The sequence below is a fragment of the Paenibacillus methanolicus genome, assembly GCF_008124765.1.
GTDB classification, from domain to species: domain Bacteria; phylum Bacillota; class Bacilli; order Paenibacillales; family Paenibacillaceae; genus Paenibacillus_Z; species Paenibacillus_Z methanolicus.
Genome location: NZ_VNHS01000007.1, coordinates 432919 through 458293 on the forward strand (window position 1 = coordinate 432919; position 25375 = coordinate 458293).

Genomic DNA, 25375 nt, shown 5'->3' on the forward strand with positions numbered 1-25375 from the left:
CGAATCGAGCTTTGCCCGGAGGTCCAAATCCGTTGTTCATTTGGCTCAAGTTCAAGTCAGGGATGCGGCGGCTGCTTGAGCGCGGAAGGCGGGAAGCCGAATTTTAACTTGAACGCTTTGGAGAAGTGAGAGACGTTCTCGAAGCCCGTCCGGAAGCACGCCTCGGTGACGGATAACGACGAGTGGGCCAGCAGGTCTTTCGCTCGATCCAACCGGGCGTTCCGGATCCATTGCAATGGCGACGTGTTGTAGATCGCCTTGAAATCGCGTTTGAAGGCGGACAGGCTGCGTCCGGATAAATAGGCGAGATCATCCACGGAGACGGGATTGGCGAGATTGGTTTCCACGACGTCCGCGATGCTTCGTCGCGCTTGGCGTTTCGCCTGCGACAACTCGAACCGGAATCCGGCGTTTCGTTCGGCGATGCCGAACAAGAGTTCCAACAATTTCACTTTAACCAAGCCATCCTTCACCCGCTCCGGTTCGTGAAAATACGGCTGCAAGGATTCGAGATAGCTGAAAAGCCGGTCATCGATCGGATGGACGGAGATCGTCGCCGTGCCGTCGGCCGCCGAATCGGACGGGGCGTCCGCCAGCTGGATAAATTCGCGAATGACGTCGTCCTTTAAGAAGAACATCATGTAGTTGAGCGTATAGTCGGAATTCGGCTCCCCGCTTTTCTCGTATTGGATCGCGACGGATTTATGGATCAGCACCATATGATGTTTGCGTACCGTATGGACCTCCGTTCCAAACCGGACGGTATAGACCCCTTCAAGGACGAACAAGAGCATATGGTCTTCCAAGAAAAGCGTCCCCGAGGCGCCTTCCGTGCGCGTGCACGATTCAATGGCGGCCAGTCCGTTCAGCCTTAATATTTTTTGTTGGTGGGAGGCGGTCTTCTCTAAAGTCCCGGGAATTTTCTTCAATTTGCTCGAGGGCGCAGCCATGGACATGACTCCTTAGGAGGAATTTGCAGGTATGCGTCCCGATTTTAACATATTTCTCCACTAGCTAGGGCTACAAAATGTTGATCTCGCGATCCATCAAGGAGGGCAAGGCCAGAACTAGCCTTTGTCCTTTTTTTCATTGCTTTTCCAAATAAGAAGGTAAGCGTGTCCACAACAGCGGACGTCAAGCGAGAGTCCGCACGCAGCCGAGCAATAGGCACCACCAACAGGTCTCCACCCAAGGCACCCAAGCCCCGAAAGAAGCTCGAACGAAAGCCTTGTCCGCAAGGACAAAGCGAGCTCACAACGAAAGGACACATCAACGACGGCCGCGCAATGGTCACGCCCCATTCGGGTGCCTGAGGTAAACCGATGAAGCCAACTAGGACCTATAGTTGACAGGCTTAAGTCTTAGGACGGACTTCAAAACCTACTGAAGCTTTGTCCGCAAGGACAAAAGCGTGCCACACTCAAGCCTTCCCGCCGACCGCGAACAAACATGCGAACACGAAATAGGGAGTCCTTAGCGTTTTCAAAGGAAAACGCACTTCGGAAGCATACGCTTGGGCAAAGTCCTTTGGAGCCTCCTCGGCGGAGGAGGTGGGAGGAGGGAGTAACAAAAGTGGGGTCAAAGGGGGCGAAGCCCTTCTTGTATAGACACGGGTGTCCAGAGGGCGAAGCCCTATATCTCTCCTAAAGCCAGGTGGGAGGGGCAACTCCCGACAACTCTCCCCCCTATCCGAAAGCTGTCACCTCAACGCCGCCAGACTAAAGCGCTATCATAAGCATAACGAACGAAAGCGCAACATGATCGATCAAGGCATGGAGGGAAGCGACGATGGGCGAATATGTGCTGGAGCTGAAAGGCATCACGAAGACCTTTCCCGGCGTAAAGGCGCTGGATGACGTATATTTCAAGCTGCGGCCGGGCGAGATTCACGCCTTGATGGGCGAGAACGGCGCGGGCAAATCCACGTTTATTAAAGTCATTACCGGGGTGCATGCGCCCGACAGCGGAGGCGAGATGCTGCTGAACGGCCAGCGGGTGAACTTCAAGAACCCGACCGAAGCGAAGAAGGCGGGAATCGCGGCGATCTACCAGCACGTCACCTGCTACCCGGACTTGAGCGTGACCGAGAATATTTTCATGGGGCATGAGAAGGTCGCGAAGGGCAGCAGGCGGATTCTATGGAACGAGATGCACGCGGAAGCGCAACGGCTGCTGGACGAACTGGGCGCCGCGTTCAGTCCGCGGACGCAGATGGGGGCGCTGAGCGTCGCCGAGCAGCAGATCGTGGAGATTGCCAAGGCGCTGTCGACCGACGCCAAAATCATCATCATGGACGAGCCGACCGCCGCGCTGACGAAGAACGAGAGCGAGGAGCTGTACCGGATCGCGGAGCGGCTGCGGGATAACGGGGCGTCGATTATTTTCATCTCCCACCGGTTCGAGGATATGTATCGGCTCGCCAGCATGGTGACCGTGTTCCGGGATTCCAAGTACATCGGCACGTGGAAAGTCGACGAGATTACGAATCCGGAGCTTATCGTCGCGATGGTCGGCCGGGAGATCACGCAGCTGTTCCCGAAGAAGGAGGCGCAGCTCGGCGAGGAGCTGCTGAAAGTCGAGGGGCTGGGCAAAACGGGATATTTCGCGGATATCAGCTTCAATCTGCGCCGAGGCGAAATTCTCGGCTTGACCGGGCTCGTCGGCTCCGGGAGGACCGAGGTGTGCGAAGCGATCTTCGGCGTGCAGCGCTTCGACCGGGGCGGCATTCGCTACAAAGGCCAGACGCTGCAAGTCCGTAATCCGCTCGAAGCAATGGAGCACGGCATCGGCTACTTGCCGGAGGATCGGCAGAAGCAGGGACTGGTGCTGCAGTGGAGCATCGGCCGCAACATTACGCTGCCGTCGCTGGGGAAGTACGCGAAGCGCGGCCTGTTGCACGACAGAAGGGAAGCGCAGGCGGCGAAGAGTCTGGCCGAGAAGCTTGGCGTGAAGGCAGGGAGCATCTTCGATCTGGTCAGCTCGCTGTCGGGCGGCAACCAGCAGAAGGTCGTGTTCGCGAAGCTGCTGACGGCGGAGCTGGACGTCCTCATTCTCGACGAACCGACCAAAGGCGTCGACGTCGGCGCCAAGTCGGCGATCTACGAGATTATCAGCGAGCTGGCGTGCAGCGGCTACGGCATCATCCTCGTCTCGTCCGAGATGCCGGAGATCATCGGGATGTGCGACCGGGTCGCGGTGATGCGGGAAGGGCGGATCACCGCGACGCTGGGACGCAGCGACATTACGCAGGAGGCGATTCTGCGCGCGGCGATGGTCGATGCGACCGAGACCGCGGACATTGGATAAGGAGTGGACCTCAACATGAAGCAGAAAGAATGGGGACAGCCCGCATTGGCGGTGAGCCAAGGGGCGCGGCAGACCGTGCCGAAAACCTCTTTTAGCGGCAGCTTTGCCAAATTCCGGGAGATGGGCCTGCTCGTCTTCATCGTCCTGCTGTGCGCGGGCGTGCAGCTTCGCAACCCGAGCTTCCTCACGTGGGAGAACATCAACGATATCGCGACCAACACGGCGATTCTGGCCATTCTGTCCGTAGGCATGATGCTGGTCATCATTACGCGGGGGATCGACCTGTCGATCGGCGCGACGCTCGCCCTCTCGGGGATGATCGCCGCCCAGACGGTGCAGCAGATGCCAAGCTTGCATCCGGCCGCCGCGCTGCTGCTCGGGATTGCGGTCGGCATCGTCTGCGGATGGATCGTCGGGTTTCTCGTCTCCAAGATGGACATTCTCCCGATCATCGCGACGCTCGGGATGATGAACGTGTTCCGCGGCCTGACGTACGAGACGAGCGGCGGCAAGTGGGTGAGCGCCCACCAAATGCCCGAGTCGTTCAAGGCGCTGGCGACCGGCACGTTCCTCGGCGTCAATAACTTGATCGTCATCGCGGTGCTCGTCTATATCGCGGCGTATTATTTCGTCAATCATACGCGCACCGGCAGACGAGTCTACGCGGTCGGCAGCAACCCCGAATCGGCGGCGATCAGCGGCATCAAGACCGACCGAATCCTGTGGCTCGTGTATACGCTGATGGGCGGATTAACGGGACTGGCCGGCGTGCTGTGGGTATCCAAATTCGCTTCGGCGCAGGGCGATACCGCGTCCGGCTACGAGTTGAACGTCATCGCGGCGTGCGTGCTCGGCGGCGTCAGCATCGCGGGCGGCTCGGGCAAAGTTTCGGGCATCATTCTCGGCTCGGTGCTGCTCGGCATTCTGAATAACGCCTTGCCGATGATCAACGTATCCCCGTTCTGGCAGAGCTGGATCCAGGGCATGATCATCGTCGTCGCCGTCATCATCAACGCGCTCGTGAAGCGCGGCATCGACCGCAACAACCTGATGAGGAGGAAGATTTGAGCATGGAACCGAGAGTGCTGCTTAACGAGAGACCCTTCACGCTTAAAGGCTTCTTCCTGCAATGGGAATGGATGCTGGCGCTGCTGTTTCTCGCCGTCATCGTCATGAACGTCAATCTATCGGAATTTTTCTGGGACTACAACAATTTGCGCGACGCGACGATGGGCTTCCTGGACAAAGCGTTCATCGTCCTGCCCATGGCGCTCATCATCATCATGGCCGACATCGATATCTCGGTCGCCTCGACGGTCGCGCTGTCCTCGGTCGTCATGGCGGATCTGTATACGCATGGCGTGCCGATGTGGCTGGCGATGCTGATCTGCCTGGCCGTCGGCGCCGTATGCGGCTTCGTGAACGGTCTGCTCATCGTCAAATTCAAAGAGCTGTCCGCCGTCATCGTGACGCTGGCCACGATGATCATCTACCGCGGCATCGCCTATATTTTGCTGGAGGATCAATCGGCCGGCAAATTCCCGGAGTGGTTCAACTTCCTCGGTTGGGGCTATGTCGGAGGCATTCCGTTCATTCTTATCGTCTTCGCGGTCTTCGCGGCGCTGTTCGGCGTGCTGCTGCACAGGACGAAATTCGGCAGACGGGTGTACGCGATCGGCAGCAATCCGACGGCGAGCCGCTACTCCGGCATCCAAGTCGACCGGATCAAAATCATCGTCTTCACGCTCGCCGGACTTATGGCCGCCGTGACCGCCTTGTTCCTGACGTCACGTATGGGCAGCACCCGTCCGAACATCGCCACCGGTTACGAGTTGGACGTCATCGCGATGGCCGTTCTCGGCGGCATTAGCACGGCAGGGGGCAAAGGACGCATGGTCGGCGCGATTCTCGCCGTCTTCCTGATCGGGTATCTGCGTTACGGTCTCGGTCTCGTCAATATCTCGGCGCAGACGCTGCTCATCATCATCGGCTTGCTCCTGATCTTCGCCGTCATGGTGCCGAAGCTCAAGCTGAAGCGGACGGCCCGTTAAGACGCGGACATTCGTGCCCGGTTCGATACTCGTCGGTCCTCCGGGGATCGGTTGGTATATAGAGAGGCGTATCACGTTCAATAAAAGGGAGGAAGAAAAAAGTGAAAAAGATGATGACCTTGGGATTAACCGCCGTGATGGCCGTCTCGCTCTTGGCGGGCTGCGGCAGCAATAACAATGCGGGAAGCGGAGAGAGCGGAGGCGCCAACGCGGCGGCCGATGCGAGCAACGGCGCGGATGCCGGCGGCAAGAAGAAGTTCGCCATTATTTTCAAGAATACGGGCAATCCTTACGGCGAGAAAATGATGGAAGGCTTCAAGAAAGCGATCGAGGAGAAGGGCGACGAGGCCATTCTGAAGGCGCCGGACCAGCCGACCGCGGAAGCGCAAATACAAATGATCGAGGAGCTTATCTCGCAGAAGGTCGACTCGATCTCCATCGCGGGCAACGATCCGGACGCGCTGCAGCCGGCGCTGACCAAGGCGATGAAGGCGGGCATTAAAGTGTCGTCGCTCGATTCGGCCGTCAACGCGCAGAGCCGCAACACGCACGTCAACCAGGCCGATCCGGAGCGCATCGGCCGGACGCTCATCCAAGGCGTATCCGAGATGATCGGCGGCGAAGGCGAGATCGCGATCTTGAGCGCGACGAGCCAGGCGACGAACCAGAACACCTGGATCGAGTGGATGAAGAAGGAGCTCGAGGACCCGAAATACGCGAACGTGAAGCTCGTTAAAGTCGCATACGGCGACGACCTGCGCGACAAGAGCGTCTCCGAGACCGAAGCGCTGCTCAAGTCGTACCCGAACCTGAAGGGCATCATCGCGCCGACGACGGTCGGCATCGCGGCTGCGGGCAAGGTGCTCACGGACAAAGGCTTGAAGGACAAAGTGAAGCTGACCGGTCTGGGCCTGCCGAGCGAGATGGCGGAGTATATTGAAAGCGGCGTCTGTCCGTGGATGTACCTGTGGAATCCGATCGACGTCGGCTATCTGGCCGGCTTCGCGGCCGAAGGGCTTGTAGCAGGCGAGATTACCGGCGCGACGGGCGAGAAGTTCACGGCGGGCAGCCTCGGCGAGAAAGAGATCGTCGCGGACGGCGACGGCACGCAGATCATGCTCGGCGATCCGTTCAAGTTCGACGCCGGCAACATCGCGGAGTGGAAAGAGGTTTACTAAGCGCTTCATTCTCAGACGTCTTCTTGCCCTCTCACGAGCGGCGGAAGACGTTTTTATTTCGCGGCCATTCGGAATTGAGCCTAGGCTGATTGCCGTATCGATGGTTAGTCCATCCGAACGCCCGGCATACACTAGCCGAGAGAGCATGCGAATGGAGGATGATCATGACGCTGCCAGCAGGTCCGTACAACCAATTCGTTCGATTTATCGGCGTTAATCCCGCTACCCCATTTCATGCCGAATCGCTATCGCCGCGTATCGCGCCTACCGCTTTCATCGGGCCGTTCTCGAGCGTGATCGGCGGCGTTGCGATCGGCGATCGCGTTTTTGTCGCGCCCAATGTCAGCATACGCGCGGACGAGGGAACGCCGTTCCATATCGGAGAGGGGAGCAATCTGCAAGACGGCGTCATTCTGCATGGCCTCAAGGATGGCCGCGTGCTCGTCGGCGGGCAACCGTACTCGATCTACGTCGATCGATCGGTTTCGTTGGCGCACGGCGCGATCGTGCATGGTCCCGCCTATATCGGGGAGCAATCGTTTGTCGGCTTTCAATCCTTGGTGTTTCAAGCCATTGTCGGGAGCAACGTGCATATCGCCAATAACGCCGTCGTCATCGGGAACGTCACCATTGCCAATGATCGCTTCGTTCCGCCGGGCGCCATGATCGACACGCAGGAGAAAGCCGACCGATTAAAGCCGATCCCGCAGGACAAAGAAGCGTTCGCGGCGGAAGTGCAGCGCGTCAACCGCGAGTTCGCCGCGAGCTACTCCCTGATGTTCGGCAAGCGCCGCTGCTCGTGCGGAATCGCTTGCGACGCATGAACACGAATAGGGCTGGCAGAATACGAAGATCCCGCCAGCCCTCTATTCGTTATTCGTCTGCCCCAATGTTCACGGAGCGCCCCCGAATCCTATCTTGACCGTCGATGTCCAAGGTGCCAAGGGCAAAGCCGTACGATTGGCCGGCATCGATGGCCGGGGAAGTCGGCTTGACGTGAAAGTTGCTGGCCGCCGCGTTCGCGAACCCAGGATCGGCGAAGATCGAATGCGCGTCGTTGCCGGTACGAGACTTGTAGGCGGCGGAACCGACGTAGGTTTTATTTTTCCACACCCATGTCGCCTTCGAACGATTCCCGGCCGCGTAGTACAGATTGTAGTCGACCGTGTTGCCCGCGTTTGAAGTGAATTCGTTATAGATGAAGACGTTGGACGCGCCTGCATAAATAATGTTGTTCGCGATTCGATTATTCTTCGTATTGTGCTGCAGCAGAATCTGGCCGCCGCCTGTATTCAACGTATCATTAAGATAGAGGGTATTATTCATGATCGCGCTGTTCACGGTCGCGCCTCGCTCGCGATCGTAACCGCCCATCGCGATGCCCGTATAACGGTTCTGGTAGACGACGTTGCTTCGCACGGTAATGCCGCTTGTGGACCTCCCGGCATGTTCGCTGGCGATTTCGATGCCGATGTCGTTCTTGTAGCTGTAATTTCGTTCGATGATGCTGTTCTTCCCGCCATCGACATAGATGCCCCCGGCAGAATTGCTGTCGTTCGGCAGCGATCGGCCGTAGGAGGGGTTGTAATTGGACGTAATGTTGGCGATGCGATTGCCGCTTACGCGTCCGTTGCGGGCTTGATCGTAGGCCGGATCCGGCGCGACGCCCTCGAAGCCGATGAGATCGATGCCGATATTATCATTATCGTGAATCGAATTGTTCGTGATGACGAAATCGGTCACGTTGCCGTTGACGACGAGAGATTCGCTGGAGCCGAGCACCAGATTGTAGAGCTCGTTGCCGTCTATCGCGACATGATGGATCGAAGCAGGGGCATTCGTACCGTACACCGCGATTCCGTGCGCATCTCGGCCGATCAGATCGCCGCCCTTCGGCACGGCGGTATTGGCGATATTGTGCACCTTATTGCTTCTTATCTGGATATGACCGCCCGAACCGTGCACATAGATGCCGATGGGCAGCCGATCTCGCTTGGCTGTCTTGAGATTGCGGATTTCGAATCCTTGAACCGTAATGTAGCTGGCATCTTCGATCTCGATCATTCCCAGCCGGTCCTCGATCGGAAGGCCGGATCCATCGAGGATCGCGCGTTCCTTCGGATAGCTTGCGAACGTGATGGGACCGTCTTCAGCCGATCCGGAGCGGGTGATGCGTAGCTGCTCCTTATACACGCCGCCTCGTACATACACGGTGCTGCCTGGCTGCGCGACGTCAGCCGCATGCCGGAGCGTTCGCCAAGGCGATTGTTTGGTCCCCGCGTTGCGATCATCGCCTTGGACGCTTACATAATAGGCCGAGGCGGCAGAGGCAGGAGAGATCTCCTGCCGGCTCGCCGTCATGCCTGCAAGCACGGCTGATGCCAGCAACAGAATGCGGAACGTAAGCGTGATAGACATGGAGAGAGGGTCCGCCTTCCAGTATTGGTTTATTCTAATGATACCAGAGACGCGCGCGATCGTTCTTGTGCCATGCGTAAGTAATGCGCGATGCCTAATGCCTCATCAGGATTTCTCCGCACGCGGATCGACTCCCTTGATTAAGAGCCACAGCGGGAGAACAATCTCGAATATGGCCCCCGGGATATACAGCACGGCTCCGGTGTCTATGCCGGCGATCGCCAGGCAGCTGCTGGTCAGCAAACCGCCATACCCGATGAAGCCGATCGCGGACAACACGCGCGGAACCAGCTTCGACCGGTAGAGGACATAACAGAAGAGCAAGCTGCCTATGCTCAGCACGGCCATCGCCAATTCGAAGAGCATGTAATGCGCGTCCGCCGCAGCATTGGCGATCGCTTGGAGATACGAACGATCCGATGCTTCCGCCGCCGCATATTCGTCGCCGAGCGCGATGAGCACGAGCGGGCCGGCTAAACTAATGATGAGAATCGCGGACTCGATGATGCGGGAACCGAAGTACCCTAGCGAGAACGCCTCGTGATGTTTGCGTAGAATCGGGTAGAGCAGCATCCCGATTCCCAGAACCGCGATCGCGTTAATCAACTCCAACAACAACCCCGCGACTATGTTTGTTCGGCTCGCAGCCAGACCCTCGAGAAATTCGGACTGCTGAAGAACGGGATTCAAGAGCCCGCTCCCGATCAAATAGGCCGCCGTCGATACCAGAAATAATGCCCCTGCCACCCTTGCCATCCACTTCATGCTTATCTCCCCCTTGGCTCATGTTAGTAGGATTATAGCGAAGGGGGCATGGGGTTCAGTAGACACTTTAGTGTGGTTTATGGTGGCGGGAGCAAATTCAACTCTTGGGCGCGCGCGATCGCTTCCGTGCGTCTTTGCACATGGAGCTTCTCGAAAATTCTGCGGTTGTGCCCTTTGACCGTGTCCACGGCCAAGAAGAGCTTCGCGCCGATGTCCCGGTTGGACAGTCCCTTGGCGATGAGGACAAGCACCTCGAGTTCGCGTTGACTGAGCGGTTCGATCAGATCTCGCTTCATTCCGGGTCGGAGGCGCGCCCGCGCGCGCTCCAATCCAGCTTGCGCTTCGCGAAGCGCAGGGAGCGGCAGATCGCCGGCCAGCAGAAGCGCCTCTTCGTAACGGGACTCCGCCGAACGAGGCTCATTGTCCGCTTCCTCGATTTGACCCAGCCCGATTAGAGACATGATGGCCATTAGGTTGTGACCCATCATGCGGCAATACGCGATGACCTCGTTATAGGCATTTCGGGCCTCGGCATGGTCTCCGCGCCGGTGACGCGCGACGCCGAGCATCCATGCGGCCGATGTCCGAACGGGAAGATTATCCGGACGGAGATAGTCTAACGCGCGGCTTGCCTGGGCAATGACGTAGTCGATCTCGCGGCTTTCGTTCGCTCCGGCATCCTTCGAAGGGGCGATCAGTTTAATCAAATCATCGGTCTTATCGTCATGTTCCGTCATTCGCATGGACGCTTCCGCGGCTTGCAGTTCCCATCTAGCCTCATTCGTCGTTGCCGCCATCTTCAGCGAGGCTACCGCGGCTCTAGTTGTCGCAATGAGTCCGATCAAGTCTCGCACGCGATCGTCCAGGTCGGCGCCTTCCAGCGCGGCCTCCGCCGATCGAAGCTTCGGTTCGACGTGAGTCGGCTTACCCGTAATCAACAGCACGGAACCGGACATCACCCACAATGCGGGTCTGGCGTCCAGCTCCGCGGCGGGCAGCGACTCCAGCCATTTCAGCGATAAGCCTGCCGCACCGCGAAGATGCAGCGGCATTCCGCCCCCTTCCAGCAGTCGCGCGGCGCGGTCAATATCGGCCGATTCCCCCGCATGACGAAAGGCCTCGATTTCAAAGCCGCGGTACTCGTGCCACGCGCTTGCGCGACGGTGCAATTCCGCGATTTCGCTGCCGTCCAAGCTGTCCTGCAGCCGTCTTTGCAAAGATTCGGCAAACAAGCGATGGTAGCGATACCAGCGCCGTTCATGGTCCAAAGGGATGACGAACATGTTCCGGCGTTCCAGATCAAGCAGACGCTCCTGGCCAGACATCCCCGGATCGAGCAGGATGGCATCGCAAAGCGAACCGGACAGACGGTCTAAAACGGAAGTCCGCAGCAAAAAGGTCTGCACCTCCTGCGGTTGTCGATGAAGCACCTCTTCCACCAAATAATCCAGCACGAAACGATGGCTGCCGGCGATGGATTGCATGAATCGATCGGGGCCTTGATCGCCCTGAATGGATAGCGCGGCCAATTGCAAGCCGGCAATCCAGCCTTCGGTACGGGAGGCCAACGTCTCGACGATATCCATGGGAAGGCGCAGTTCCATGATTTCGTTCAGGAATCCTTCGGCTTCGGCAGACGTAAATCGCAGATCGGCCGCCCGTAATTCGGTCAACTGGTCTCGCGCCCGCAACCGGGCCAACGGAACAAGCGGGTCCTCGCGCGTGATCAACACGAGGTGGATATGCGCGGGAAGACGGTCCAGCAGGAAGGAGACGGCCTCGTCGATCGGCTTCGATTTCGCCGCTTGGTAATCGTCCAGGACAAGGACGAACGGAGCCAGGTCGGCGGCATCCTGAAGAAGCGCCGCGAGAATCGATTCCGTATGAGGCGCGGGAGATTGAAGGGCTTCGAGCGCGCCTTCTCCGATCGGCTTCGACAGCGTCTGCAGCGCGGCAATGAAGCTGCCCAGGAAGCGCGTTAGCTCGTCATCTCCTTCCTCCAGCGACAGCCAGGCGGCGGGCCGCCCGCATCCGGCGATCCATTCGCCGACTAAGGTTGTTTTCCCGTAACCGGCAGGCGCGGATATCAGGGTCATTTTACGATATAACCCATGTCGCAGTTTCTCGATCAAACGTTGTCGGAGAACCGTATGGGGCCGACGGGGCGGAATATGAAATTTGGCGTTAGGAATGGAAGTAGACATAATTCCATCTTATCACCGGCAGTTTCCAACCTCAACGAGAGGGGCCGCATCGGGCGAGCTTCTTTTACAACGTTGAGAACGTAATCCCCACGCTGGTAAGCATGCCCGATTGTCAGACGTTCGCATTCGCACTACAATAGATAGACAACGACGATTGAAAGTGGGTTACGTCAACTTTGAGCAAAGCCATCATCAACACACTCGAAAAATACGCGCCGAATCTGGTGGCCATTCGCGAGCAGCTTACGGGCCGGACGATGGACGAAGAGATGATCAAGGGGCAGCTGGAGGTAGAGGCGGATACATACTGCACGCCGCTCTTGAACAAACGCATCTACGAGCTCAAGCGGGTGCATCTTCAGCTGATGGAGAAGCGCAACGATCTGTCCGGCCAGTTCTTGAACACGCGAATGGAGCAGAAGAATCCGAGCGACGAATTGATCGAACAGCTCGATACCGTCGAGATGCAGATCCTCATGCTCGAGAAGGCGATCCATAAGAAGCAAGAGCAGAACCGTCAGCTGAGCCATAGCGTGGAGCGGAACTTCATCGATCATCCGTTCATCTCTTCGAGCAGTCCGAACGAGGTGACGCTGAAGAAGAAACGCAAGGAGAACGGCGTGCTGGAGATGAGCAAGACCGGCTTCCGCAATCTGTTCTACCAGAACGGCAACGGGAAGGTGCTGCTGCCCTCGGACGCGCGCAACATGCTGGGCATCTTCAAGATGTGGGAACAGAAGGGCAAGAACAAGGAGTTCGCCTTCGAATTCCGGGAGCTGCTCAAATGCGTGCAGGCCGATATTAACGGCGGAGAATACGAAGCGCTGCACGACAGTCTCGACAACTTGGGCAAAACGTCGATCGTCATGGAAGAGTATTACGATGCCGAAGCGAAGAAACGGAGAAGAACAAAGATTCATAATCCGTTCCAGACCGTCGAGATCGACAGGGACTCGAACCAGGCGCACGTGAAGCTGAGCGACGATCTGTTCAAGAATTTGCTGCTCGGCAACGTCGTCTCCATCAGCATCTCGCTCTTCAACGATCTCGCCACGCCAACTTCGAAAAACCTGTACCTCGTCGTCGTCAACAAGACGAAGGACAAGGAGTTCATTCTGGAGGTCGAGCCGCTGATCGGCCACTTGGGCATTAATTCGAACGAGAAGTCCAAGGCCTATTCGCTGCTCAAAGCCTCGTTCGAGGAGCTGCAAAACTTCGACGTTATTCAGAGCTTCACGATTTTGAAGAACGGCCGGACGCCGGTCAAAATCATTTTTCAACCGAGCGACTGGCTGCTGCAAGCCAACAGCTACGACGAGCAGCTGCTCATCGACAACGCCAACGCGCCGATCTATATTTAGATCGGCGTTTTTTTTGTTTTCAACCTTGGCGAATCCGACCGCCAACGCCTCCGCATTACGAAACTCCTCTACGTTACGAATAAACCGCCTCTGCATTACGAAACTCCTCTGCATTACGAACTAAAACACCTCTGGATTACGAAGCTCCTCTGGATTACGAATGAAACGCCTCTGCATTACGAAACTCCTCTACATTACGAAAAGAGCGCCTCTGTATTACGAAACGCCTCTGCGTTACGAACGAAACGCCTCTGCATTACGAAACGATGAGAATCCATGTTCGGGTGCTCAAAAATTTTCTTTCGCGAATTCGCACCTCTCGATTACGAGCCAAACGCCTCTGTATTACGAAACGCCTCTGCGTTACGAGCCAAACTCCTCTTTATTACGAGCGATTATCCTTTCCGCTACGAAACCCCTCTGCATTACGATTAAACCTCCTCTGTATTACGAAAATAAGTTTGGCATAGGCGAAAAGCCCTGCTTTTCTGCCGACAACCTCCTTTGAATTACGAATAAACCTCCTCTGCATTACGATTGACCACCGATTCGTCGGAATGATATTGTCGAAACTAGGCGACAAGAGTCACCTGTTTTTGTGATGAACGCAAGGCTTGAATCAGTCTTGTTTCCATAAAGAAAAACCCCCGCTGCCAGCGGGGGATACAAACGCAAAGTCGCCAAACTTTGCGCGAGCTGTCCCGGCGCCAACCGGAAGCAGCGAATAGATGCAGTTGCGGTACATAAGATGGCTTCGAATCCGCGCCAACGGATCGAAGCATGCGTTCTCGACGGAACATCGAGAATCTACCATGCGGTCGTCAGAAGTCCTTTTTTCGCGAAAAAACGCGATCAAAAAGGTCTGCTTTCGCTTTGCCATTTTTATGGTCTGCCTTCTATTATACCGCCCGAATAGCTTGGCGTAAATACAATCGACCGCTAGTTTTGACAGGACATCGAGGGAAGGAGGCAACGGACGCAGGATGAGTAAAAAGCAGCAACCGAAGGGTACGCGAACCTATAACTACATGATCTTGAACAACAAGAACGAAGGCGCCACCTTTCCGGTTGCAGTCGATTATTCTTTCCTGCAAGATCTCTTCCAGATCGAACGCTCCTATCGCGAGGATCAAGTCGTCTTGTTCCGCCGCAACAGCCATCCGGTGCGGAAATACCATGTCACCGAGATGTCCCTCCGCCTAATGATGACGATCTTCCGCCGCTTCAATACGGAAGGATCGCTTATCGGCGTGTCCATCCACCGTCTCTACCAATTGATGAACGAAGAATACGAGGATGCCGGCTCCAAGGAGCAATTTTATGCGGAAGTGCGCAAATTCATCGCCCTCAAACTGATCTCGACGAACCGCAGCGGCCTGATCACGCAATGGCGCGTGGAATCGTTCAAGCGCGGCACCGGACGGTTCGTGCTGTTCAATCCGGTCGTGTTTACGAAAGCGTTCACCGATTTGCCCGTCGCCGCCCAGAAGCTTTATCTATACGTCGTCAGCCGGAATGGCCAGAAGGTCAATACCGAATTCAAGGAATTCCTCGGCGAGGATTGCTGGCTCTATACGTTAACGCACAAGTCCCGTCCGGCTCAAGTACGCGAGCTGCTTCGGTCGCTTGCCGCGCTCGAGTCGATCGCCGGCGAGCCGTTGTTTAACGCGGCTTCCGTCGACAAGGACGCATTGGGACGGTGGGCTTTGCGCTGCGTGCCGAACCCGGCCTACCTGGCGCGTCATCAGGCAGGCCAGCATTACCGTTCGATTCCGAAAGCCAAGGTGCCTTACTCGAGAACGGTTGGGCGTCTTCGCATGCTGCTTCATAGCTTCAACATCGGAGATTTCGAATTTATGGAGCATGGACAAACCTTCCTGCGGCTCGCGCAGCTGCTTCGCAATAGCGGCCTGAAGAAGCTCCGTTTCGCCGCGCGACGGCTCCAGGAGATGATGCGGCGAGACCCGCTGCTTGCGGCCGACCCGATCCTCGTCCTGCAATCGGAGCTGGCGGACCGCGAGTTCGTGCAGTTCATGGAGCTCTCCAAGCGCACGGGCATCTATCCGTTCATCGTCTCCGACGAGACGGATGAATTCGGACTGGCCCGACCCATCCAGTTCTACCGGGCGATCCGGGCTCATTTCTCGCTCAAGCGATTCGCGGCCGTCTGCCGCCGGGCGCTTCCTCTGCTGCGCGGCCAACAATCGGCGCTCGGCGGCGCGGGAGGAGAAGACTTCTATCTGGAGGACTTCCTGATCGAGCGCTTCGCGACAACTTAATCGAGCAGTATCATCCCATCTTAGCCCCCAGTAGTGAGGGGCTATTTGGCGTTGGTTCATGCGAGGAGCAGCCGAATAGGGGACGAATTCGGGAGGCGCGATGGCGGCAAATACACGCGAAGGAGGCGCGAACGATAGCCTTGGGATACCCTTGGAATGCACACGGAATCTCGACCGTTGTTATAAATATAGACTTTAGCATCCTAGTAAAGCCTTCGTGGATCGTAGCTGGTTATTATTTTAGACGTAACGATGCGAATAGGGGATAAATAATGGGGGTAACTGAAGCACTCCGAGGTCGGCGGCACGGACATGCGAGATGGAGATGCCTTTTTCTATTTCTTTGACGGATAATACGGCTTGTCTGCAAAATTCACTCGAAAGACCCGTCAGGCTGGAAAAATAGCGCTAGACTCGCGGCAAAGCCTTATGCGCCAAGGGTTTCAACGGACAAACGGCAGCCCTAAAAGATTTTGATTTTAAAAGATACTTATGTTTAAGAGATATATTTCATCATCGGAGTACATGGGGTTCAATCTAGATTCATGCCGAAATCGACGACAAATAGCGCCACAGGGATCAACCTGTGACGCCGTTATAATTGGGAGAACTCATTCTTATACGCCCATACGCATTATGTTGAAGTTCGCCCGCGCGCTTGGTTCAGGCGATCGATTTGATTCTCAAGAACCATACTGGCCTGCGCCAGGAACTGATTGATGAGCATCAGCTCTTCCTCCGAATAAGAGGCAGCCAGTTGAATCATGGCGGCGTGCAGCGGCATGTAGGTATCGCCGACCTCTTGTTTGTTCTCGTACAAGGGAACGAGAATGACTTTGCGGCGGTCGTTCGGATCAGGCTGTCTGCGGACGAAGCCGTTCTTCTCAAGCCGGTCGATCAAGGCGGTCACGCTACCCGTCGTAAGGCCCGTTAGTTTGGACAGCTCGCCGGCCGTGATGGGACCTTTCTCATGAAGAACATCGACCGCCAAAAAATCGTTGTTGTACAGCCCGAGCGAGGCGGCGACCTGCTGCTGAAATAATACCGTTCGGGATCCAAGCCCGCGCATGCGCAAGGTAAACGTTTCCTGAAGCTCGGTTGGTGGATCTTGCCAGTCGCTTGACAAAAGACCAGCCTCCTTTTAAGATCATAATATCTTGATAATCAAGATACTTTATAAACAAGATACTTGATGAATGACAATTAATCAAACTTATTGTAGCGAAAAGACGATTGCCATGCAAAGACGGCGCAACCGGCGTGCGGTCAAATTCAATAGAAGGAGTCGTTCGCGTGAAAGAATGTATTCGCATTAAAGGCGCTCGCGAGAATAATCTCAAGCAAATCTCGCTATCCATTCCGAAATATAAGCTGGTGGTGCTGACCGGACCGTCAGGCTCCGGCAAATCCACGCTTGCCATGGATACGCTGCAGCGGGAATGCCAACGGCAATACTTGGAGTCGATGGGCATGAAGTCGGATTCGATTCGCAAACCGAAGGTGGAAGCCATCGAAGGACTGTCTCCCTCGATCAGCGTCGGTCAACATGCCGCGAACCGCAATCCGAGATCGACCGTCGGAACGGTGACCGATATTTACACGTACGTCCGGTTTATCTATGCCCGGTTGGGAGAACGCATATGTCCTTCCTGCAGCGGCCGCATTCCGCCGGTCTTCGAGACGACGGGTCCGCTCATGGACGAGGACGAGGATGAGCCGCTGGAACGCCGGACGATCGCTTGCCCGCACTGCGAGGCCGAGCTCGAGAAGCTGACGATGCAGCACTTCTCCTTCAACAAGCCGGAAGGCGCATGCCCGGCGTGCAGCGGACTAGGTCATGTGGCGAGCATTAACGAGTCCGCGGTATTCCATCCGGAGCTCAGTCTGCGCGAGGGCGGCGTTGCTTCGCTGAGCGGCGTCCACCGCGACATTCAGATGCGCATTCTCGTTGCCGCCGGCAAGCACTATGGCTTCGAGTTTGATGTGGACCAGCCCTTGCATGCGTATGGCGAGGTTCAGCGCGATCTGCTCTATTACGGGGTCGAGAGCGAGGCGTTCAAGCGGCATTATCCGAGCGTGAAGCCCGTCCAAGGCGCCAAATTCGAAGGCGTCATCCCCGGCTTGTGGCGGCGTTACAAAGAGAAGGAAGGCGATTCCGGCGGACAAGGGAAAGACGGCTTCTTTCACGAGCAGTCGTGTCCGGAATGCCGCGGCGCCCGGCTGAAGCATGAGATGCGCTTGGTGCAAGCGGCGGGCGCGACCATCACCGAGGTGTCGGAATGGTCGCTTAGCGAAGTGCATGCATGGACGCGCGAACTGCAAACGGCGATTCCTGCCGAGGGTCTTCAACTGCTTGAGCCTATTCTCCATGACATGCCGGCAAGGCTGAAGCGGATTATGGACGTCGGACTCGGTTATCTGTCGTTGAGCCGCCAGACGGTCACGCTATCAGGCGGGGAATCGCAGCGGCTGCGGCTCGCGTCGCTGCTCGGATCCGGACTGACCGGGGTGCTGTATATTCTCGACGAACCGACGACCGGGCTTCATCCGAAGGATTCGGCCGGCTTGATCCGGGTGCTGCAGGAGCTTCGCGATCTCGGCAATACCGTTCTTGTCATCGAGCACGATATCGAGATGATGCGCGCAGCCGACCATATCATCGATATCGGTCCCGGAGCGGGCATATACGGCGGCATGATTACAGGCGAAGGCAGTTTGGAGGATTTGATGGCAAGCGAGCTGTCGGCGACGGGCGCTTATTTGCGAGATGAACTTCGGCCGGTGCCCCCGCGCGTCCGCAGGCTGGGGAACGGCCATCATTTGACGATCCAAGAAGCCAATGTCCGCAACGTGAATATCCCCTCCGTCTCCTTCCCGCTTGGCACGCTCACGTCCGTGACGGGCGTATCGGGTTCGGGCAAATCCACGCTCGTCTTCGATATTCTGGCGAAAGGACATCCGCAGGGGAATGCGCAATCGGGCTGTAAGGTAATCACCGGCTTGGATCAGGCGGGCAGCATCGTCATCGTGGACCAAACGCCGCTCGCCCGCATGCAGCGCTCGAATGTCGCGACGTATACCGATATGTTCACGCACTTGCGCCAATTGTTCGCCGGCTTGCCGGAAGCCAAAGCAAGGAAGCTGACCGCGAAGCATTTTTCGACGAATACGCCCGGAGGCCGCTGCGAGACCTGCCAAGGGCTCGGCGTGTTGTCCGTCGATATGAACTTCTTGCCCGACCTTGAGGTCAGATGCCACGATTGCAAGGGGAGACGATTTACGGACGAAGTGCTTCAGGTCCGGTATCAGGGCTGCTCGATCTCGGATTTGCTGGATATGTCGATCCAGGAAAGCCTGTCCGTCCTGCAGTCGGAAACCAAGATTGCGGGACTGATCGCGACGCTGTGCGAGGTTGGACTAGGTTATCTGAAGTGGGGCCAATCGGTCAAGACATTATCGGGCGGGGAGGGTCAGCGGATTCGGCTGGCCAAAGAGCTGAGCAAGCCTTCCAAGCATCACACGCTATACTTGCTCGACGAGCCGACGACGGGGCTTCATCCTTCCGACATCAAACGGCTTCGCGCGCTGCTGGACAAGCTGGTGGATTCGGGCAATACTGTAATCGTGGTCGAGCACAGTCTCGAACTGATTCGCGAGTCCGATTATGTGATCGATATCGGTCCCGAAGGCGGCGCGGCAGGCGGGCAGCTTGTGGCGGCAGGCACGCCGGAGCAGGTGGCGGAAGTATCGGCTTCGCATACGGGCGCGTTCTTGAGACAGGTTCTGGCGGAGAGTCGCTGATCGGCCTTGCGCGAGACGACGCCGTATAATGCGGGTACATGGCCGGCGGACAGTTGAATTCATGCTGAGATAGACCTGCAATTCGCGCCGAATTGCAGGTTTTTTCATGCTTGGGAAGCGGTTATTGGAATGACTTCCGCACTTGACTCGATTATAGTGCCGACCGACCCCATGCAGACTGGCTATCCCAACACGTCGGTTGACAAATTCGGGAAACATGAATATGATTTATGATAATGAGAATCATTATCACTTAATGCATGGAGGTTACGCAATGTCTTCGATTTTAGTTGTTTACGCAAGCCTGACCGGCAATACGGAAGAAGCGGCGGAAATTATCGCCGCGGCCGCTCGGGAAGCCGGCGCCGATACGGTGCTCAAGGAAGCATTCGATGCGAACGCGGAAGAACTGCTGCAATACGACGGCATTATCATTGGCGCATATACATGGGGCGACGGGGAGCTGCCCGACGAGTTCCTCGATTTCTACGAAGGCATGGAAAGATTGGATTTGACGGGCAAGAAGGCGGCGGTATTCGGCTCCGGCGATACGTCGTACGCGATCTATTGCGGCGCGGTCGATACGATCGAGAACAAGCTGAAGGAGCTCGGCGCGGAAGTGGCATGCGAGAGCCTGAAATTCGAATACGGCGCTTCCTCGGGCGAGAAGGAGCGGGCGGCCGAGATGGGCAAGCTGATGGCCGGACTCCTGTCGGTCGCCACATGAAGCAGGACGAAATCCGGAGCGGCGACCTTCAAACGATGGATCCTCTCGTCCGCTTGGAGGACGATGTCATGGAGCGGATGCTGCGCGGGGAACGGCGCCCGGCGGCCAACAAGCCTTGGAAGCAGATCGTGCTCGAGTCGGCGTGCGCCTGCCTGTTCGACGTGCTTGGCGGCGGAAGCACGGCGGCGCGCGCGAAGCAGCTGGAGATGGCGGTCATTCGCAGGTGGAGCCGAAGGTATGAACGTTTTCATACGCCCGAGCATTTTTTGCTGACCCGGGAGTCGGTCGTCGGTCGCATGAGCGACTATATAGAGCGGCTTGCGGGCGCCGTCCCGATCGTGCTGTTCGAAACGTTCGTCCACTACTTGCCGGAGCTGGACATGGAGGTCAAGCAGACGTTTCACCTCGTGCTGCAGGATGAGACGGGGCAAGGCGGCATGGCCGTTCATAAGCTGATCGTGGACGAATCGCCGGAGGCGCTCGAGCTGTACGCGCGCATGACGACCGTGTATTTCCGGGCGCTGTACGGCGCGATGCCGTCCCGGATCGAAGCGGTGTCGCTGCTGACGGGCAACGTCTATGAATGGCGTCCCTACGAGGCCTATTGGCAGGCGTCGGTCGACTATTTGCAGGTCGTCAAGAGCATGCTCGCGGCGCCTGCCGGCATCGCGCACTAGCTGGCCGTTGGTCATTGGCGATGATGCTGCCGCAGACGAGTAGCGCTAGAGCTCCAGCATAAGAGGTGCCCCCGTCATGCGGATGACGTTCGGGCGCTTCTTTTCGTTTGGCCGTCGAGTTGGCGTTTGCCGAAATGTGGTTGCAACTACCGAATGGGCGTGCTATATTTTTTACGAACTAGTATAACGTTTAACAAGACGCGACGAGGCATGAGTATGCTCATCGCGCAGCAAGCAGGGGGCATTCATGACGACGTTGAAGGATATCGCCAAACATGCAAATGTAAGCGTTGCCACCGTTTCGAAGTATTTAAGTCTCGATCTGGCGGTCAAGAAGGAGACCGAAGCGCGCATCCAAGCCGCGATCAAGGAGCTTGGTTACGTGCCCAACGTGGTGGCCAAGGCGCTGAAACGCAAGGAGACGTTCAATGTCGCGGTCATCGTGCCGAAGATCAACAATCTGTACTATTCGGAGATTACCTCCGGCATCAGCCAGACGCTCGGCAAGCAGCATTACAATCTGTTCATCTACGAAGTAGACCAGCTCAATCTGGACGAAGGCGAAATTTTGCAGCTGATGCGCGAGAATATGATCGCCGGCATTATTTTCATCGGCTTGTTCTCGGATGAATCGTTCAAGGAATCGATTCGCGCGGCGGTCGAGTGGGAGATCCCGGTGGTGTATGCCAATCGGTATATCTCGTTCGACGGATTCCCACTGTTGTACCCTGATCTCGTGCAAGCGAGCAAGCTCGGGACGGCATATTTGGCATCGAAAGGGAGACGCCGGATTGCGCTCGTCCACAAGCGGCTGCCGGATCGTCTGCTGGAGTTGTTCGCGAAAGGGTATCGCCAGGCGATCGAAGAAGACGGCGAGCCGCTGCTGGTGGCGATCGAGGAGGGCATGGAGCTCTCGGAGTCGGTCATCCCCGCGCTTGCGGAGAACCGGATCGACGGCGTGTTCGTGCTCAATGAATTGAGCGCGGTCTATTTGGCCAAAGCGCTGACGAAGGCGAATATTCGCATTCCCGAAGATATGGCCGTGCTGAGCCTGGGCAATTCGCTCATTTCGCAAATCTCGACCCCGGAGCTAACGTGCATCGACTTGCAGAACCGGGAACTGGGCATTCGCAGCGCCGAGATCATTTTAAGCCAGATCCGCAAGCAGGCGTTCAAACCGGTGACGGTGCTCGAACCGTCCATCGTGGAGCGCGGCTCCGTCTAAGGAGCGGCGCTGGACGGGGAGAATGGCGGTGTCCGGCAATGATTGGTGAACGTACCGATGGTTAGTCGCGCAATAGTGGTTCCAGCAGACTATTGGTAATCGTGCCAGTGACTTGCGGCGAAATAGTGGGGTCTAGTCGACTATTGGCGGTCGTATCATCGTCCAGCAACGAAATAATGGTACCCAGCCGACTATTGATGAACTCACCTGTGCCTAGTAGGGCGATAGTGGCTTCTAACCCACTATCGGCTGTCGTATTGATGGTTAGTCGAACAATGGCCGTGCTCAGACGACTTTCCAATGGAAAATCACCTTAGCTGCTATCTGGTTGTAGCCTTTTTTATACCCACTTATTAAACGTTTAACAAAGGGGTTCTTATCAACAAGAAACGAACCCTGAATAAAAGATACGCACAATTCCGAATTAACGTTCACGCATTAGCATTTATTAAACGTTTAACATGGAAGGTTCAACGGATTTTTTTCATTAATTTCACCACTTGAATCATTCACGCTGGCTGATTGTGCCATCCGCATGTCTTGGTTGTTCGTACAGACATGATTGTTTGTAACACCGCATTGCATGTTCTCAAATTGCTTAACGTAAAACTCACAGCCATCCAACTAATTCCGCCATTCGTTTGTACCACACGCATACCATTTATTAAACGTTTAATAACAACAATCGAACAACACAATCTTCGATAAGCCCAGTGCCGAGCCCCGCTCGCCTCTGCTTATATACAATCATCCGCGAAAGGAAGAACGCACCATGAAACAAGCCGAAACCGAAACTCAGCAGTCGCAGCTCGCCAACGTCCGCGCCATTTTCGAGGTACTGGCCGGAGACCGGGAAGCCGACCTTCTGCTCCGCAATCTGAACATCCTCGACGTGCACGGGGAGACCGTCTACCAAGGGTCGATTCTCGTCTACGACAAGCGCATCGTGGCGCTGAATCCGGACGAATCCGCAATTCGGGTGAAGGAAATCTTCGACGGGCAGGGGCTGTACGCGATTCCCGGGCTGATCGACGCGCATCTGCATTTCGAGTCGCAGCTTGCCCACCCGACGGCGCTGGCCGAGGCGATGGTGCCGTGCGGCACGACGACGATTTTCGCAGAGTGTCTCGACCTGCTCAGCGCGGCCGGAGACGACGGAGTGCGGGCGGCCCAGCTCTTGTTCCGCGATTATGACAAGCTGCCGTATCGGCTGTACGCGTTCGCGCCGGGCAAGAAGACGGCAGCCTGGGTTACCAAGGAAGTGCTAGAGATGGAGCCGGTTATCGGGCTTGGGGAATTCGAGCATTTTACGTACAGCAAAGGGGACGAGGACGACTTCCGCAAAGCCGCCTGGGTGCGGGCGAAGGGCGGCTTCATGAACGGCCATTGGGGCTTGACCGCGCTGCCCGACATGGTGCTGAACTATTTGCCGGCGATCGGGGTGTCCAACAACCACGACGTGTGGAACGGCGACGATATCGCCAAGAGCATCCGCTACGGCTTCCCGACCCAGATCAAATTCGGCGTCGGCAGCAGCGAGGTAATCAAGACGCTGCTTCGTTCGATCGTCGACCGCAAATTCCCAACGGAGAACTTCATGCTGTGCACGGACAACATTTCGATCGAGCGGCTGCAGAAGATGGGGCATATGGACTGGATCATTTCGCTCTGCGCGGAGATGGGCATCAGTCCGATCAAGGCGATCAAGATGGCGACCTACAACACGGCCAAATCCTATAACATGGACGACCGCATCGGTTCCCTGACGCCGGGCCGGTTCGCGGACATCGTCTTGACCGACAGCCTCTCCAGCATCAACCCGCGGTATGTATTCAAGGACGGCGAGTTGATCGCCAAGGACCGGAAGCTGCTGAAGAACGCGGACACCGACTACTCCGCCATGTGCACGCCGGGGGTGCCGGGCGCGGATGATCTGAAGCCGGAGGAGCTGGACCTTGCGCCGCTCGAACTGTCCGAGGACGGCACGCTGGCGAAGGTGTATCTGTTCGACGTGTACGGACGCGGGCATGCGAAGTTCTATCAAGAGGTGTGGGTGCCGTTCCAGGGCGGCAAGGTGGTGCCGGAATACGAGGGCGAGCGCTTCAGTCGGTTATCCGTCATTCGCCGTTATGCGGACGGCAATCGGCATGTTGTGAACGGTCTGTTCAAAGGCGTATATGCGGAGCGCGGCGCGGTCGCGACTTCGTTCCCGGCTCCGATCCCGTATTTCGTCGTCGTCGGGCAGGATAGCGAGGAGATGCATTACTGCGTCCAAGAGGTCGACAAGTATTCCGGCGCCTGCATCGTCACGGAGGACCACATGCACAAAAGCGTGATGCCGATCGAAATCTATGGCATGATGGCGAATATGACCGTGGACGAGTTGACGTCCAGCGCGGCCGCGATCGACAGTGCTTTGGAGGATCTGGGCAACCGCAACGAGGGCGAGCCGGTCGTGAACAAGCTGCTCAGCCTGTTCATTTCGCTTCACCGCTTCCGCTTCATGCAATAGCAGCCCGGCGCCGTTCTCGGCCGCGCAACGCTTTTCTTATTCTTGTTTGCAAGCAACAGCCCGCAACCGTTGAACTGGGGGGTTCTCGGTGAACGCTGCAGCGCATCATTCCCTGCTTTAGAGGCTTCGCGGAAAATAAACTATTGACGTGAAAGAGGGATGGACTATGCAAAACAATACGGGTATCACCGAGATGAATAGCAGCGACAGCGTCATGAAGCGATGGATCGTCTATTTGGCGGGTATCTATATTTTGACGCTGGGGATCAGTCTGGCCATTCGGGCCGGCATCGGCATTTCGCCGCAGAGCAGTTTGACGCGGACGATGACGCTCATTTTTCCCGGTATGTCGCAGGGCACGTTCTCGTTCTTATTGGAGCTCGTCATGCTCGTTCTATCGTATTTCGTCATGCCGAAGGAATTCAAACTCAAATACATAGCCGGGTTAATCCCGGCCCTTGCGCTGAGCGTGTTCCTGGATTTAAATTTGGAGCTGACGAGCTTCATCCATCTGGATGCGTATGCGGTCAAAGTGGCGCTGCTCGCCTTCGCGGACGCGGCGCTCGCGTTCGGGCTGTTCCTCATGATTCAGGCGAACCTGGTGCTGATCCCGGTCGACTTGTTCGTGAACACGGTCGTCAAGCGCATTCAGAAGAAATGGGGCAACGTGAAGACGGTATTCGACTGCTCGCTGCTCGTCATCTCGGCCTGTGTCGGGCTGTTGTGGCTCGGCGAAGTCAAGTTCATCCGCGAAGGCACGATTATCAACGCGATTCTGGTCGGGCAGTATATCAAGCTGTATGCGTATCTCTTGAGAAGAGCGAAGGCGAAGTCGGCGAACGAAGGATCGACGATCGCGAAAGGGTAAAAT

18 protein-coding genes are annotated in these 25375 nt (G+C 56.8%); 13 read left to right on the forward strand and 5 right to left on the reverse strand.

The genetic code is table 11. The features are described from left to right. Positions 1–56 precede the first annotated feature (56 nt). Positions 57–950 (reverse strand): helix-turn-helix domain-containing protein, encoded by an 894-nt coding sequence (locus BCM02_RS20210; protein WP_148930918.1) that lies wholly within the window; start codon positions 948–950, stop codon positions 57–59. An 838-nt stretch (positions 951–1788) separates the two neighbouring features. Between BCM02_RS20210 and BCM02_RS20215 the strand changes: the two genes are divergently transcribed. The 5 genes from BCM02_RS20215 (at position 1789) to BCM02_RS20235 (ending at position 7359) form a co-directional block, all read left to right on the forward strand. Continuing rightward, a complete protein-coding gene (locus BCM02_RS20215; protein ID WP_148930919.1) occupies positions 1789–3306 on the forward strand; it encodes a sugar ABC transporter ATP-binding protein in 1518 nt (505 codons plus the stop codon). Between the two features lie 15 nt (positions 3307–3321). After that, complete coding sequence (locus BCM02_RS20220) at positions 3322–4374, forward strand: ABC transporter permease (protein ID WP_148930920.1); 1053 nt, start codon at positions 3322–3324, stop codon at positions 4372–4374. A 2-nt stretch (positions 4375–4376) separates the two neighbouring features. Further along, positions 4377–5357, forward strand: a complete 981-nt coding sequence (locus BCM02_RS20225; RefSeq protein ID WP_148930921.1) for an ABC transporter permease — start codon at positions 4377–4379, stop codon at positions 5355–5357. Positions 5358–5467: 110 nt separating this feature from the next. Next, a complete protein-coding gene (gene rhaS / locus BCM02_RS20230) occupies positions 5468–6535 on the forward strand; it encodes a rhamnose ABC transporter substrate-binding protein (RefSeq protein WP_246183484.1) in 1068 nt (355 codons plus the stop codon). Between the two features lie 164 nt (positions 6536–6699). Beyond that, positions 6700–7359, forward strand: coding sequence for a DapH/DapD/GlmU-related protein (locus tag BCM02_RS20235; RefSeq protein WP_246183474.1), 660 nt, complete (start codon positions 6700–6702; stop codon positions 7357–7359). 49 nt (positions 7360–7408) lie between these two features. On the opposite strand, the gene BCM02_RS20240 is transcribed toward BCM02_RS20235, so the two are convergent. From BCM02_RS20240 to BCM02_RS20250, 3 genes are all read right to left on the reverse strand, one after another. Continuing rightward, positions 7409–8953: a right-handed parallel beta-helix repeat-containing protein gene (locus BCM02_RS20240; RefSeq protein WP_187434324.1), complete on the reverse strand. Its 1545-nt coding sequence runs from the start codon at positions 8951–8953 to the stop codon at positions 7409–7411. A 105-nt stretch (positions 8954–9058) separates the two neighbouring features. Next, a complete protein-coding gene (locus tag BCM02_RS20245) occupies positions 9059–9718 on the reverse strand; it encodes a DUF4386 domain-containing protein (RefSeq protein WP_148930924.1) in 660 nt (219 codons plus the stop codon). Positions 9719–9795: 77 nt separating this feature from the next. Next, positions 9796–11922: a winged helix-turn-helix domain-containing protein gene (locus BCM02_RS20250; protein WP_342791319.1), complete on the reverse strand. Its 2127-nt coding sequence runs from the start codon at positions 11920–11922 to the stop codon at positions 9796–9798. A 176-nt stretch (positions 11923–12098) separates the two neighbouring features. On the opposite strand from BCM02_RS20250, the gene BCM02_RS20255 reads away from it, so the two are divergent. Next, entirely contained in the window at positions 12099–13283 is a 1185-nt protein-coding gene (locus BCM02_RS20255) for a replication initiator protein A (RefSeq protein WP_148930926.1), read from the forward strand. 983 nt (positions 13284–14266) lie between these two features. Beyond that, positions 14267–15562, forward strand: coding sequence for a hypothetical protein (locus BCM02_RS20260; protein WP_148930927.1), 1296 nt, complete (start codon positions 14267–14269; stop codon positions 15560–15562). A gap of 634 nt (positions 15563–16196) precedes the next feature. On the opposite strand, the gene BCM02_RS20265 is transcribed toward BCM02_RS20260, so the two are convergent. Further along, complete coding sequence (locus BCM02_RS20265) at positions 16197–16631, reverse strand: MarR family transcriptional regulator (RefSeq protein WP_222871023.1); 435 nt, start codon at positions 16629–16631, stop codon at positions 16197–16199. A gap of 224 nt (positions 16632–16855) precedes the next feature. On the opposite strand from BCM02_RS20265, the gene uvrA reads away from it, so the two are divergent. From uvrA to BCM02_RS20295, 6 genes are all read left to right on the forward strand, one after another. Beyond that, entirely contained in the window at positions 16856–19363 is a 2508-nt protein-coding gene (gene uvrA / locus BCM02_RS20270) for an excinuclease ABC subunit UvrA (RefSeq protein WP_148930929.1), read from the forward strand. A gap of 274 nt (positions 19364–19637) precedes the next feature. Beyond that, positions 19638–20090: a flavodoxin gene (locus BCM02_RS20275; protein ID WP_148930930.1), complete on the forward strand. Its 453-nt coding sequence runs from the start codon at positions 19638–19640 to the stop codon at positions 20088–20090. A gap of 68 nt (positions 20091–20158) precedes the next feature. Continuing rightward, complete coding sequence (locus BCM02_RS20280; RefSeq protein WP_148930931.1) at positions 20159–20767, forward strand: hypothetical protein; 609 nt, start codon at positions 20159–20161, stop codon at positions 20765–20767. A gap of 247 nt (positions 20768–21014) precedes the next feature. Further along, complete coding sequence (locus tag BCM02_RS20285; RefSeq protein ID WP_148930932.1) at positions 21015–21992, forward strand: LacI family DNA-binding transcriptional regulator; 978 nt, start codon at positions 21015–21017, stop codon at positions 21990–21992. A gap of 772 nt (positions 21993–22764) precedes the next feature. Next, positions 22765–24504, forward strand: coding sequence for an amidohydrolase family protein (locus BCM02_RS20290; RefSeq protein WP_148930933.1), 1740 nt, complete (start codon positions 22765–22767; stop codon positions 24502–24504). Positions 24505–24670: 166 nt separating this feature from the next. Then, on the forward strand, positions 24671–25372 hold the full coding sequence (locus BCM02_RS20295) for a YczE/YyaS/YitT family protein (protein WP_148930934.1): 702 nt from the start codon (positions 24671–24673) through the stop codon (positions 25370–25372). Positions 25373–25375 lie beyond the last annotated feature (3 nt).